The following is a 12789-nucleotide window of genomic DNA, read 5'->3' as shown; positions in this document are numbered from 1 at the left end:
AGGCGCGCAGCGGCGTCGGCCGGCACGATGCCCGCCGCGCCGCAGCCTTCGGCCAGCGCCGCCTCGACCCGGATCATCGCGGCGATCAGCGCGGCGTCGTCCAGCGTGGCCCGCGCCGCCTCGCTGCCGTAAATCCCTGACCAGAGCGCGCTGTCGAGCGGGGAAAGCGTCATCGGGTCAGAGGTCGAGGAACACGGTTTCACCGACGCCCTGCAGGCGGATGTCGAAGCGCCAGCGGCCCTCGCCTTCGGGCTTGGCGATCAGCGTCTCGACGCGGTGGCGCTGCTCGATCCGCGACAGGACCGGGTCGCCGTCGCGGTCGGCATCGTCGAAGTAGATCCGCGTCATCAGCCCGATGTTGATGCCCCGCGCCACGATCCACAGCGCGATATGCGGCGACTGCACCCGTCCGTCGGGCAGGGCGACCGCGCCCGGCTTGATCGTCTTCAGCGTGAACAGCCCCGTCTCGGGGTCGGCCGAGAAGCGGCCGAAGCCCGATACCGCCGGGTCGGCGCCGTCCTGGCCGGGATAGATCCCCGCCGCGTCCGCCTGCCAGCTTTCGATCAGCGCATCGCGCATCACCGCACCCGTGCCGTCGTGCACCGCGCCGGTGATCTCGATCCGGTCGCCCTTCGCGCCGTCTCCGGCCGGCGTCCGGCCCAGTTCCACGTCGAAGGCGCCTGGGTTGCCGGCCCAGCCGGGCATCAGCCCGATATGCACGTAGGGCCCCGCCGTCTGCGAGGCGGTTTCGCGCAGCGTGTCGAGTTCCTGCACCATCACATGCCCTCCGGCCGGTTTTCGAAATAGCTCTGCCGCCGCCCGCGCAGCACGATGTCGAACTTGTAGGCCAGGTGGTCCAGCGGGCGCGCGCGGGCCAGGTCCAGCGGCGCCACCAGCCGGTCGATCTGGCTGCGGTCCTTGATCGTGGCGACGATCGGGCAGCGGGCGATCAGCGGATCGCCCTCGAAATACATCTGCGTGATCAGGCGCTGGCCGAACGAATGTCCGAAGACCGAGAAGTGGATATGCGCAGGCCGCCAGTCGTTGCCCCGGTTGGGCCAAGGATAGGCGCCGGGCTTGATCGTGAAGAAGGCATAGCGCCCCTCGGCGTCGGTCAGCGCCCGCCCGCAGCCGCCGAAATTCGGGTCGAGCGGGGCGAGGTAGCCGTCCTTCTTGTGGCGATAGCGCCCGCCTGCGTTGGCCTGCCAGATCTCGACCAGCGTGTGCGGCACGCCGCGACCCGTCTCGTCCAGCACGCGGCCGTGGACCAGGATGCGCTCGCCGATGGCCTGCGCCTCGCCGCGCGTCCAGTTTAGCACCAGGTTCGCGTCCAGCGCGCCCAGGTCGCCATGCCCGAAGGTCGGGCCGGTCTCCTCGGTGGGCGTGCTCTCGAGCGACAGTAGCGGCAGCGAGGGCGAGCGCGCCACCGTCGTCTTGTATTCCGGATCGGACACCACCGGGTGCGCGGACCGGTCGCGCGGGATCAGCCGCCCGGTGCCGGCCGGATCGCGCGCCATCTCGCGGCTCAGGTCGCTGTCGCTCATGTCTGCTCTCCCATCTCGGCGAAGGTCGCCCTGGCGATCTTCAGCGCGTGGTTCGCGCGCGGCACGCCGGCATAGATCGCCACGTGCTGCAACGCCTCGGCCACGTCGCGCTGCGTCGCGCCGGTGCGGGCGGTGGCGCGCACGTGCATGGCGATCTCCTCGAAGTTCCCCAGCGCCGCCAGCAGCGCGATCGTCAGCATCGAGCGCTCGCGGTCGCTGATGCCGTCCGACGACCAGACGTGCCCCCAGGCGGCCTCGGTGATCAGGTCCTGGAACGGCGTGTCGAGCGCGCCCTTGGCCTGTTCGGCGCGGTCCACATGGGCGTCGCCCAGGATCCTGCGCCGCGTGCGCATGCCGGTCTCGAACCGATCGCTCATGCCCGTCCTCCTGGCAACGTCCCCTTGGATGTGGTTCTTCCATAACTCCCGGCGCTTGGAAAATAGAAATTCCGCCGATATCCATAATCGTATGATTATACCCAACGGACTAAAGCTGCGCCATGTCGAGGCGTTCCTGGCGGTCGCCGACCTCGGCGGGCTGACGGCGGCCGCCCGGGCGCGCCACGTGTCGCAACCCGCCCTGTCCAAGACCATCGCCGACCTGGAAAGCCTCGTCGGCGCCAAGCTCTTCGACCGCACCGGCCGCCGGGTCGTGCTCAACGCCGAAGGGCGCGCCTTCCGCCGCCACGCGCTGCAGGCGTTGTCGAGCCTCGAGGCCGGCATCCGCTCGCTGGGCGGCGCGGGTCCCGACGACCGCATCGCCGTCGGCGTGCTGCCCACCGTCGCGGGCAGCCTGTTCCCGCAGGTGGCGATCGACTTCGCCCGCGCGCGCCCCGACGTGCAGGTGGCGGTGACGACGGGGCCAAACCGCTACCTGATCGACCGCCTCCGCGCGGGCGAGATCGACCTGATGATCGGCCGCATGCCCGCCGCCGACGACATGCCCGGCCTGCGGTTCGAATACCTCTACGAGGACCGCATCGACCTCGTCGCCCGCGCGGATCACCCGATGGCGGGCCATCCTGCGGCGCAGGCGCTGCGCGCCTGTCCGGTCATCCTGCCCGACCGCGGCGCGATCATCCGCGAGACGGTCGAGAAATACCTCGGCGTGATCGGCCTCGCCGGCCTGCGCCCGGCGTTCGAGACGGTCTCGCTGGCCTTCGCGCGCCCGCTGCTGCAGCGCTCGGACATGCTGTGGTTCATCTCGCGCGGCGTCGTCGCGCACGAGGTGGCGGCGGGCGGTCTGCACGCCTTCGCGCTGGACTCGGGCTTCATGACCGGGGCGGTGGGGATCACCGCGCGCCACTCGGGCTACCAGAACCCGCAGATCGCGGCGCTGGCGGGTCTGCTGCACGACGCGGTGGCGGCGCGCGCCTGACCGCGCGCAGGCGAATTCGCCTTCCGCGGGAACCGTCGCGTGGATCCGGCGTTACATCCCCGGACCGCGTTGTTCCCTCGCGCGGACCTCGAAGGCGAAACTCGGGCGGCTTGTGCAGAGGCGCCCGCCGCCCCTGTCCCCCGCGGATGGGGGCGGTCGCGTTCGCCGCATGGTCATTCGATCCGGGAGGAACCCGTGCCGCTGAACACCGGTTGGAACGCATCCGGCAGAATGGCCCGCGCCGCCGCGCTCGTCCTGCTGGTTCCGGTCTCCGGATTGATGGCCTTCTCCGCCGCCGCCCAGGACGCCAATCCCGACTGGTACGAACAGACGCCGCTGAACGCGGGCCTCGATGCGCCGCCCGAGGGCATCGACCGCGACAGCCCGCGCAGCACCATGCGCAACTTCCTTGCCGCCGCGAACGCCAACGACTTCGAGCGCGCGGCGCATTTCCTCAACCTGTCCGAGATCCCGCCCGAGGCGCAGTCGCGCGTCGGCCCGGAGGCCGCGCAGAAGCTGGCGCAGGTCATCGAACGGCAGGTGTGGGTCGACTGGGCGGACCTCTCCTCGCGCCCGGACGCGATGATCGAGGTCGCCGGCAGTTCCGACCCCCTGGCCGGCGAGCCGCGCCGCAACATTCCCATCGCGACGCTGCAGGCCGACAACATCCCGCTCGACATCCGCCTGGCGCGCTACCGCGCCGAGGACGGCCCGAAGGTCTGGCTGTTCACGCCGCAGACGGTGCGCAACGTGCCGCCGCTCTATGATGTCTACGGTCCCCGCCGCTACGAGACCTACATCCCCGAAAGCCTCATGCGCGAATTCTCGGGGCTGTGGCTGTGGGAATGGATCGCGCTGCCCGTGCTGGGCGCGCTGACGCTGCTGCTGGGCTGGGGCGCGCGAAACGTCGTGCTGCGGCTGTCGAACCGCACGCATCGCGGCTGGCTGTCGGCGGCGCTGGAACGCAGCGGCCTGCCGCTGGCGATGCTGGTGATGGCCACCTTCGTGCAGATCCTGCTGCACTTCGTGCTGTCGTTCTCGGGTCCAGTGAACTCGATCCTGCGGCCGATCCTGACGCTGCTGATGGTCTGGGGCGTCGGCATGGCGATGCTGCGCGTGGTCGACGCCATCCTGCGCCGCGTCACCCTGCGCTTCGTCGGCGACATCGACGACAAGCGCAGCGCCGACGAGCGCGAGCTCTACACCTCGATCTACGCGCTGCGCCGGCTGATCGTGCTGGTCATGGTCGGCTTCGCCATCGTGATCATCATGAACTGGCTCAACCTGTTCGACACGGTGGGCATGGCGCTGCTGGCCTCGGCCGGGGTGCTGACGGTGATCGCGGGCATCGCCGGGCAGGCGGTGCTGGGCAACATCATGGCGTCGCTGCAGATCGCCTTCGCCAAGCCCGTGCGCATCGGCGACAGCGTCCTGTTCGAGGGCGACTGGGCCTATGTCGAGGCGATCTACTACACCTTCCTGCGCCTTCGCACCTGGGATCACCGCCGCATCGTCGTGCCGGTCACCTACTTCGTGTCCAAGCCGTTCGAGAACTGGTCCGTGACCGAGGCCAAGATGATGAAGGTGGTCAAGCTGACGCTCGACCACCGCGCCGACGTGAGCATCCTGCGGAACAAGTTCGAAGAGCTGATCGCCGCCGACGACGACATCCTCGACCAGGACGAGACCGGCGCCTACACCTATGCCACCAACCACGGCCCCGAGGGGCTCGAGGTCAGCTTCTTCGCGATGATGCCCGACCCTTCGACTGGCTGGTCCGCGCAAAGCCGCCTGCGCGAGGATTTCCTGGCCTGGATCGCCGCCGAACACGCGGACTGGTGGCCGCGCGAGCGTGTCATGGGCGCGGAAGGCGACGAGGATCGGCAGGGCGGCGCCGCCGCCGCGGAATAGCTCAGCGCGCGTCTTGCGCGGGGGCTTCCTCGTCCGCTTCGGGCTCGACATGGCCGCGCCGCGACAGGGCGCGCGCGCCCATCACGCAGACCATCGCCCAGCCCAGCCCGACCAGCCACCCGGCCAGCACGTCCGTCGGCCAGTGCACGCCCAGGTAGACCCGGCTGACGCCCACCAGCACGGTCACCAGGATCGCGATCGCCATCACGTAGACCTTCAGGTAGCGCTTCTCGAGCACGCGGGCGATCAGCACGCCCAGCGTCAGATACGCCACCGCCGCCATCATCGAATGGCCCGACGGAAAGCTCGCCGTGTGCACGATCGACCCATGCGGCACCAGGTCCGGCCGCGGGCGCGAGAAGAACTCCTTGGCGATGCCCGAGATCAGGATGCCGCCGCCCACCGTGGTCCACAGGTAGACCATCGAGCCGTATTGCCCCCGCATCAGGAAAAAGCCGCCGGCGAACAGCGTGGCCAGCGTCAGCACGATGACGCCGCCCAGCGCGGTCAGGTCGCGGCCGATCTCTTCCAGGATCGGCGGGCCGATGGGGTCCGAAAGGTCGCCCGCGGTGCGCAGCATCAGCAGCAGGTCGCGGTCGAGGTTGCGGGTCGTGCCCTCGATCACCTCGTCGGCCAGTTCGGCGAAGGCCCAGACGGCGGCGATGATCAGCGCCAGCGAGACCAGCGATCGGATCTCGACCGAGCGGAGGAGCGAGCGGGCGTGGCGGGTTCTATCGGATAGACGTGACATGCCGGCCCAACCCGCGCCCGCGGGCGGGGTTCCGCCCGTGCGCGTGACGCGCGCAGCGCTGTTCCTGCCCGCATTTCGACCGACCTCCGCCGCCCGGGCGTCGAACGCCCGGCGGAACACCGCCGGCCCGATACCGTTGACAGGGCAGACACCAAACACCGGCCTCGGCGCGCGGACGCGTTGCGACACCCGCGCCGGGCCATGAAGGAGAGACACATGGAATTCTTCGGTATCGGCGGGCTTATCCTGCTCGTCCTCGACATCTGGGCCCTCGTGCACATCCTCGGCTCGTCCGCCTCGACGGGCAAGAAAGTGCTCTGGACCCTGTTCATTCTTCTGCTGCCGCTGATCGGCTTCATCGTCTGGCTGATCGCCGGACCCCGGCGCACCGCGTCCACGGTCTGAGCCCGCCGGAGCAGACACAGGGCGGCGCAATCGCCGCCCCACGCGATCCGATCGGCAAACTTGCCCTAGTCGGAATGAAAAACTTGGAACTTGCAGTCTGCCCGTTTGTTGATTGGGCAGAACGAAGGAAACAGGAGAAACGTCATGAAATATCTGAGCACCAGTGCAATCGCTCTCATTCTCGCATCGGGCGCCGCATTCGCGGAAAGCCATAACGCTGGCGACGACGCCGCGATGGAAAACGAAGCCGGCACCATGCAGACCGAAGACACCATGCAGAGCGAAACCGCGATGCAGGACGGCGAGACCATGGACGGCGAGACCATGCAGGACGACACCAGCATGGCGATGAACGACGACGGCGAGTACACCAGCGACGAGCTGTGGAACGAGCGTGCGAACCTGATCCGCACCCGCGACATCACCGGTGGCACGATCTACACGATCAACGCAGCCAACGATGAAGGCTGGGACACCGACGCCGAATGGAACGAAGTCGGCGCCGACTGGAACCAGATCGGCGAGATCGAGGACATCGTGCTGTCGCGCAACGGTCAGATGACCGGCATCGTCGCGGAAGTCGGCGGTTTCCTGGACATCGGTGACAAGCACGTCGTCATCTCGCTCGACGATGTGAACCTCGTCGCCGTCGACGACGAGAACTATGCCTACGTCACGCGCCTCAGCGAAGAGCAGCTGGAGAGCATGGAAGGCGTCGACGAAGGCTTCTGGAACTAATAGTTCCGAAAGCAGCTTTCAGGGAAAAGGGCCCAAGGTCCGTTTCCGAATTGGGGGTCCGCAAAGCGGGCCCCTTTTTCGTTTCGGCCCGGGATTCATATCGGCGCCGGGGCGGCTCGATGCCCCGGCGCCAATTCCGCTCAGCCACCTTCGCGCGTCGCGCATTTCCCGATCTCGTGGGAAACGGCGGCGACCCACAGCGCCGCGACGATGCCCAGCGCGCGTTCCCATGCGCCGTCGTAGCCGGTGGGCATCACGAAGAAGATCGGCGCCATGATCGCCCAGACGATCGCGCACAGGATCGAGATGCGCCCGAGGGTGCGGCTCAGCTGCCGGAAGACCGCGACGGGCGCGGCGAACGCGGCCAGGAACAGAAGGCCCAGCGCGTAGACCAGGTATATGTGGATCACCACGCCCTCTTCGTCGTTGTCGCCGTACTCGTTCCGGGCGCCGACCATGACCACGATGCCCGTCAGCACCGCCAGCGACAGGATCGTCACGGTCATGCGCGTGCCGCTCAGCCGCATGTGCGCCAGCCCCAGCGCCACCGCGAACAGCCCCGCCGCGAACCCGTAGAAGCCCACGTCCTGGATGATTTCGAACTCGCCCGCGGCCAGGTCGCTGACCGTGTCGGCGACCCAGTCGTGGCCGGGCACCATGACGCTGCCGGCGATGTTTGACGCGATCAGCGCAGCGGTGCCCAGAAGTCCCAGGATCGAGCAGATGCGCAGCAGCGTAGCGTCGGGGCGCAGGTCCACGGGATCCAGGGTGTCTTGCGGCTTGCGGGGCATGGCTTTCTCCTTTTCGAAATACGTTCGGCGCCGCGACCTCGTGGTCGGGCGCCGTTCGGCCGCCCGGAATCCGGGCGACAATGGGTTAGGGGCGCGGGGGTCGCCTCAGATGAACTGCATGATCCCCCAGCCGACCAGCAGCACGATCACGAGGCCGATCACCAGCTTGCCGGTGGGCACGCCCAGCTCGGCGATCTTGGGGCCGAACAGGCGCGCCAGCACCGCCAGGCCGTAATAGCGCAAACCCCGCGACAACGCGATGGCGGCGAAGAAGGTCAGGAAGTTGCCGCCCACGACGCCGGTGCCCAGCGTTGCCAGCTGCATCGGCGCGGGCGAGAACGAGACCAGGAACACTGTCCAGAACAGGCTTCCGCTGTCCAGATCCGAGGTCATCTGGTCGAAATTGTCTTTCAGCCCCAGCCATTCCAGCGCCGGGATCACCACCGGATCGGCCAGCCACAGCCCGACGAAGTAGAACAGCGACGCGCCCACGAGGCAGCCCAGCCAGATCGCCGTCGCGATGGTGATCGACCGGCGGTGGTGGCCCACCATCAGCGGCACCACGATCGTCTCGAGCGGGATCGGTACCACGGTGCTTTCCGCGAAGGACAGCAGCGCAAGGCCCGTGCGGTGCCGCGCGAGGCGTCGGGTCCAGCCGTGCTCGCCGCCGGTGTCGTCGTCGCGGTCCGTTTCGGTGTTCGCGTCATTCGCCATGATGGTCTCCGATCGCTGAAAGCCGATGTGCCGGTCCCGCCACCGGCGCCGCGTCCGAGCGCAGCACCCGCTTGTGCCGCGACAGGATCAGGCCGGCCCAGGCCGCCAGCGCGTTGGCGACCACTGTGGCCGCCAGAACGCCGGTGTAGCCGAACAGCGTCACGCCCAGCCAGGCCAGCGGGATGTAGAGCAGCGCGATGCGCAAAACGCTCAGCCCCAGCGCCCAGCGCGCGCTCGACCGCGCGGTCATTGCCGCGTTGGCGGCCAGCACGATGCCGTAGGCGCCAAGGCTCCAGCCGACGATCTGCAGGTAGTGCGCGGTGTACTGGGTCGCGTCCTGTTCCGCCGTCATCACCCGCGCGATCGGGTCGGCGAAGGCCCACAGCAGCAGGGCGACTCCGAGCCCGTAGGCCAGCGCGAACCACACCGCGACGCGCATCGCGTCGGTGGCGCGGTCGACGCGGTTCGCGCCCCAGGCCTGTCCGATGACCGGCGCCAGCCCCGAGGCGACGGCGAAGAACGGCACCAGCGCGATCGCCTGCACCCGCGACGCGGCGCCGAAGCCCGCGACCGCCGTGTCGCCAAGCGTCGAGACCGCCATCGTCACCGCTGCCATGCCGGCCGGGTTCACCGCGCGCGACGCGCCCGCCGGCAGCCCGGTCGCGGTGATCGCGCGCAGCGAGGTCGAGAGCCCCTCGAGCGGGCGCTCGCCCGGCGACAGGCGGCCCTTGCGCAGCGCCAGCATCACCACGACCGCCAGCGCCAGGCTGCGCGCCAGCAGCGTCGAGACGCCCGCGCCCATCATCCCCATCGCGCCGATGGGGCCGACGCCGAAGACGAAGACCGGCGTCAGCGCGATGTTCAGCACCGCCGTCATCACCATCACCGCCGACGGGATCGCCGCGTCGCCCGCCGCGCGGAACGACGCGTTCAGGATCATCGTCGCCACCAGGATCGGGAAGCTCGCCGCCCACCAGGGAACGTAGACCAGGATCGCGTCCAGCACCGCCTCGCGCGCGCCCAGGGTCGAGAAGATCAGCGGCGCGCCCAGCCACAACGCGGCGCCGATCGCCACGCCCACCACCAGGCCCAGGCCCACCGCATGCAGCGTCAGCCGCGCCTCGGCCGCGTCGCCATCACCGTGCCCCAGCGTCTGCGAGAACGCGGCGTTCGCGCCCGCCGACATGCCGACCGAGAACGCGCTGACCGCGACGATCACCGGATAGACGAAGCCCACCGCCGTCAGCTCGGTCTGGCCCACGCGCGCGAGGAAGAAGGCGTCCGCCAGCCCGACCAGCAGAACGCCCAGGATCCCCAGGGCCATCGGCGCGCTGACCTTGGTCAGCTTGCGCCACACGGGCCCTTCGTTCAGGTCGTCGTGCGTCGCCGTCATCGGGACGCGGCGTCCGTGTGCGCTGTGGGATTCATGCAGGCTCCGCAAGGGTGTGACGCCGGTATAAGTACCGGACGCGGCGAAGGGTTCCGGCGCGCACGGGGGCGTGACGGACCCGCGGACGCGTCCCCGCCAGCCGAGGAAAAGAAAAACGGCGCGGGCCGGAAAAAAGTCCGGAACCGATCTCGGGGTCGCCGGTTTCCCTGATGTATCCCGCACGGGGTGCGCAACTGGATGGAGCGAACGGATGCCCCTGGACCTTATCGCAAAGCTCGTTGGATTGTTCGACGACATGATGCGTCGGTCTTTCCGTTCGTATCATCCGCAGAGGGTTCTGCTGCTGCAGAATATCCCTGTCTCGCGTCAGGCACGCCAACTCCGCACACGGCAGATCTGACGATTCCCCCCAGGTCACAAGCGTCTCTTCCCGGTTTCGCGCCTGTGACCAAACCCCGCTTGGCTCCCCGGCCAGGCGGGGTTTTTTCTTGTCCGGTGTGATCGCGCGCCCAGGCGGTTGTGCGCTGCGCCGTCCGGTGCTGTTATCCGGCCGGTAGATGCCGGCAGGGAAGGGCGCGCGCATGGATCTTGCAGACTGGACGCCCCGGCCGGTGCCGCCGCGCGCCCCCATCGACGGACGCTACGTGCGCCTCGAACCGCTGGGGCCGGACCACGCCGACACGCTGTTCTACGCGGCCGCGGCCCCGGGGGCCGACGACCGCTTTCGCTGGCTCCCCGAAAGGCCGCAGGACCGCGCGGCCTTCGACGCCTGGCTGGCCCGCGCGGTCCCCTCGACAGACCCGCTGTTCTTCGCGGTGATCGACAAGACCACCGGCCGCGCCGAGGGGCGGCAGGCGATAATGCGGATCGACGCGGCCAACGGCGTGGCCGAGATCGGCAACATCATGTGGGGCCCGGCGCTGCAACGCACCCGCATGGCGACCGAGGCGCTGTACCTGACGGCCGCCTGCGTCTTCGACCTCGGCTATCGCCGGTTCGAGTGGAAGTGCAACGCGCTGAACCAGCCCTCGCGCCGCGCGGCCGAACGCTTCGGCTTTGCGTTCGAGGGCGTCTTCCGCCAGCACATGGTGGTCAAGGGCCGCAACCGCGACACCGCGTGGTACGGCATGACCGACGGCGACTGGCAGCGCATCCGCCCGGTCTACGACGCGTGGCTGTCGCCCGAAAACTTCGACGCGGCCGGCCGCCAGCGCAGGCCCCTGCGCCTCGCCCCGGCGGCGCCGGCGGCATCGGCCTGACCGGGGGTTAACCGCCAAAGGCATCCGGGCAGGGATAAGCGCTGCGTCACCGGGTAGACCGGCCGCGACGCAAGGAAGGAACGCCATGACGATCACGAACCAGGCCGAGCTCGACGGCCTGAAGCATATCGGCCGGATCGTCGCCAACACCCTGCGCGACATGACCGCCGCGCTCGAACCCGGCATGACCACCGCCGAGCTCGACGAGATCGGCCGCGTCCTGCTCGAACGCGACGGCGCCGACCCCGCGCCCCGGTCGACCTACGGCTTTCCCGGCGCCACCTGCATCAGCGTGAACGAGGAAATCGCCCACGGCATCCCCGGCGGCCGGGTGATCGCCGCCGGCGACATGGTGAACATCGACGTGTCGGCCTCGAAGAACGGCTATTTCGCCGATACCGGCGCCACCTCGATCGTGCCGCCGTCGGACGCGGCGCGCGACCGGCTGTGCCGCGACGGCCGCCGCGCCATGCAGATCGGCATCGGCCAGGTCGCGGCGGGCAAGCCCATCGCCGGCATCGGCAAGGCCATCGGCCGCTTCGCCTCGGCGCGCGGCTACACGCTGATCCGGAACCTCGCCAGCCACGGCGTCGGCCGTTCGCTGCACGAGTACCCCGAAGAGATCGCCACCTGGCCCGACGCCGACGAGACCCGCCGCATGACCAACGGCCTCGTCTTCACGATCGAGCCGTTCCTGTCCACCGGCGGTCTCATGGCGACCGAAGGCGACGACGGCTGGACCCTCTACAGCACGCCGCGCGCGTCCGTCGTGCAGTACGAGCACACGATCGTCACCACCAAACGCGGCGCGATGGTCGTCACCCTGCCGGCCTGAAGGCGGGCTTTGCGTGTTCGGGCAGGTGCGTTCGGGTCACGGAACCCGGATTCGACCGGCAGAGATCGGGACCGCGCAGCCGCCGATGCGCACCGATCCAAGCGTGCCGTCCTTCAGGATGAGCCGGGCAAAGATCTCCGAGCGGCGGCCCATTTCGACGCCTTGCGTGACGCGGAACTGGGTTTCGTCGCCGGTGCAGTGGCCGTGACCGGCCAACAGCCCGGCAAAGGTGACGACGGCCGATCCGGTCGCCGGGTCCTCGGGCGTGCCACCCGCCGGCGAGAACATCCTTGCGCGAAAGCCGTCCTTGCCGTCCGACGTGAACAGCCAGGCGCTGATCGTCTCCGCCCGTTCGGTCAGCCTGTCCCAGCCGGCGCCGCTGGGCCGGGCGCGTTCCAGGGCGTCGATCGACGCGACGGGCACCAGCAGGTAGGACGGCCCCGCCTGCCAGACCTCGGGCAGCGGCGCGGTCGCGTTGCCAATGTCGCCGGGCCCAAGCCCCAGCGCGCTTGCCGCCAGGTCCGTGTCCGCGATCTCGCGCTCCCGCACCGGCAGGACGGGTGCCGCGAGTTCTGCGAACACCCGGCCGTTCGTCCTGCGCACGGTGACTGGCACAGGCCCCGCGTTCTCTTCCAGCGTCAGTTCGACCGTCGCGTCTGCCCGCGCGTCGAGCAGGCCCGACAGATGGATGGCGCAGCCGATGGTCGGGTGCCCGGCGAAGGGAATTTCGTCGTTCGGAAAGAAGATGCGCACCTTTGCCGTATGGCTTGCGTCCTCGGGCGGCAGGACGAAGATCGTCTCGGACAGGTTCAGCTCTCGCGCCAGGGTCTGCATCTGCTCGGTCGACAGGCCTTCGGCATGCGGCACGATGGCGAGCGGGTTTCCCAGGAACGCCTTTTCGGTGAACACGTCGTAGGTGAGCAGTTCGAGCATCGCGCGGGTTCCGGCATTCGTCCTGTCGGCTGTCCCGACCAGCTTCGGTCACCCGTTCCGCTTCTTCAAGCCATCATCCAGAAACGCGAACGGCACCCGCCGCAGCGCGTGCCTTTCGTTAAAAGGATCTGAATCCGTCTC

14 protein-coding genes are annotated in these 12789 nt (G+C 69.1%); 6 read left to right on the top strand and 8 right to left on the bottom strand.

The features are described from left to right. Positions 1 to 177: 177 nt before the first annotated feature. From pcaG to pcaC, 3 genes are read right to left on the bottom strand one after another with little or no spacing between them, the layout of a single operon-like run. A complete protein-coding gene (gene pcaG, locus ACFDTC_RS02790; protein WP_375257344.1) occupies positions 178 to 777 on the bottom strand; it encodes a protocatechuate 3,4-dioxygenase subunit alpha in 600 nt (199 codons plus the stop codon). Continuing rightward, positions 777 to 1544, bottom strand: a complete 768-nt coding sequence (gene pcaH / locus ACFDTC_RS02785; RefSeq protein ID WP_375257343.1) for a protocatechuate 3,4-dioxygenase subunit beta — start codon at positions 1542 to 1544, stop codon at positions 777 to 779. Before pcaH ends, pcaG begins: the two co-directional genes overlap by 1 nt. Continuing rightward, on the bottom strand, positions 1541 to 1921 hold the full coding sequence (gene pcaC, locus ACFDTC_RS02780; protein ID WP_375257342.1) for a 4-carboxymuconolactone decarboxylase: 381 nt from the start codon (positions 1919 to 1921) through the stop codon (positions 1541 to 1543). Before pcaC ends, pcaH begins: the two co-directional genes overlap by 4 nt. Positions 1922 to 2012: 91 nt before the next feature. On the opposite strand from pcaC, the gene ACFDTC_RS02775 reads away from it, so the two are divergent. Both ACFDTC_RS02775 and ACFDTC_RS02770 read left to right on the top strand, forming a co-directional pair. Further along, on the top strand, positions 2013 to 2921 hold the full coding sequence (locus ACFDTC_RS02775; RefSeq protein WP_375257341.1) for a LysR substrate-binding domain-containing protein: 909 nt from the start codon (positions 2013 to 2015) through the stop codon (positions 2919 to 2921). 231 nt (positions 2922 to 3152) lie between these two features. Next, positions 3153 to 4832, top strand: a complete 1680-nt coding sequence (locus tag ACFDTC_RS02770; RefSeq protein WP_375257340.1) for a mechanosensitive ion channel family protein — start codon at positions 3153 to 3155, stop codon at positions 4830 to 4832. A gap of 1 nt (position 4833) precedes the next feature. On the opposite strand, the gene ACFDTC_RS02765 is transcribed toward ACFDTC_RS02770, so the two are convergent. Next, positions 4834 to 5583, bottom strand: a complete 750-nt coding sequence (locus tag ACFDTC_RS02765) for a phosphatase PAP2 family protein (protein WP_375257339.1) — start codon at positions 5581 to 5583, stop codon at positions 4834 to 4836. A 216-nt stretch (positions 5584 to 5799) separates the two neighbouring features. Here ACFDTC_RS02765 and ACFDTC_RS02760 point away from each other — a divergent pair, with 216 nt between their 5' ends. Both ACFDTC_RS02760 and ACFDTC_RS02755 read left to right on the top strand, forming a co-directional pair. Beyond that, positions 5800 to 5988, top strand: a complete 189-nt coding sequence (locus ACFDTC_RS02760; RefSeq protein WP_375257338.1) for a PLDc N-terminal domain-containing protein — start codon at positions 5800 to 5802, stop codon at positions 5986 to 5988. Between the two features lie 90 nt (positions 5989 to 6078). Continuing rightward, a complete protein-coding gene (locus ACFDTC_RS02755) occupies positions 6079 to 6726 on the top strand; it encodes a PRC-barrel domain-containing protein (RefSeq protein WP_375257337.1) in 648 nt (215 codons plus the stop codon). A 140-nt stretch (positions 6727 to 6866) separates the two neighbouring features. Here the strand turns inward: ACFDTC_RS02755 and ACFDTC_RS02750 are convergent, their stop codons facing one another. The 3 genes from ACFDTC_RS02750 to ACFDTC_RS02740 all read right to left on the bottom strand — a co-directional run bounded on the left by ACFDTC_RS02750 (position 6867) and on the right by ACFDTC_RS02740 (position 9624). After that, positions 6867 to 7517, bottom strand: a complete 651-nt coding sequence (locus ACFDTC_RS02750; RefSeq protein ID WP_375257336.1) for a DUF998 domain-containing protein — start codon at positions 7515 to 7517, stop codon at positions 6867 to 6869. A 105-nt stretch (positions 7518 to 7622) separates the two neighbouring features. Beyond that, positions 7623 to 8231, bottom strand: a complete 609-nt coding sequence (locus tag ACFDTC_RS02745) for a YqaA family protein (RefSeq protein WP_375257335.1) — start codon at positions 8229 to 8231, stop codon at positions 7623 to 7625. Further along, a complete protein-coding gene (locus ACFDTC_RS02740; protein WP_375257334.1) occupies positions 8221 to 9624 on the bottom strand; it encodes an MATE family efflux transporter in 1404 nt (467 codons plus the stop codon). Before ACFDTC_RS02740 ends, ACFDTC_RS02745 begins: the two co-directional genes overlap by 11 nt. Positions 9625 to 10202: 578 nt before the next feature. Between ACFDTC_RS02740 and ACFDTC_RS02735 the strand changes: the two genes are divergently transcribed. Next, on the top strand, positions 10203 to 10880 hold the full coding sequence (locus tag ACFDTC_RS02735) for a GNAT family N-acetyltransferase (RefSeq protein WP_375257333.1): 678 nt from the start codon (positions 10203 to 10205) through the stop codon (positions 10878 to 10880). An 85-nt stretch (positions 10881 to 10965) separates the two neighbouring features. Beyond that, positions 10966 to 11715: a type I methionyl aminopeptidase gene (gene map, locus ACFDTC_RS02730; protein WP_375257332.1), complete on the top strand. Its 750-nt coding sequence runs from the start codon at positions 10966 to 10968 to the stop codon at positions 11713 to 11715. 36 nt (positions 11716 to 11751) lie between these two features. Here map and ACFDTC_RS02725 read toward each other — a convergent pair whose 3' ends face one another. Then, on the bottom strand, positions 11752 to 12648 hold the full coding sequence (locus ACFDTC_RS02725) for a PhzF family phenazine biosynthesis protein (RefSeq protein ID WP_375257331.1): 897 nt from the start codon (positions 12646 to 12648) through the stop codon (positions 11752 to 11754). Between the last annotated feature and the right edge of the window lie 141 nt (positions 12649 to 12789).

It is taken from the genome of Citreimonas sp. (assembly GCF_042096055.1).
GTDB lineage: Bacteria > Pseudomonadota > Alphaproteobacteria > Rhodobacterales > Rhodobacteraceae > Citreimonas.
The sequence above is the reverse complement of the archived record's forward strand: the minus strand, read 5'-3'. Positions and strand labels throughout refer to the sequence as shown.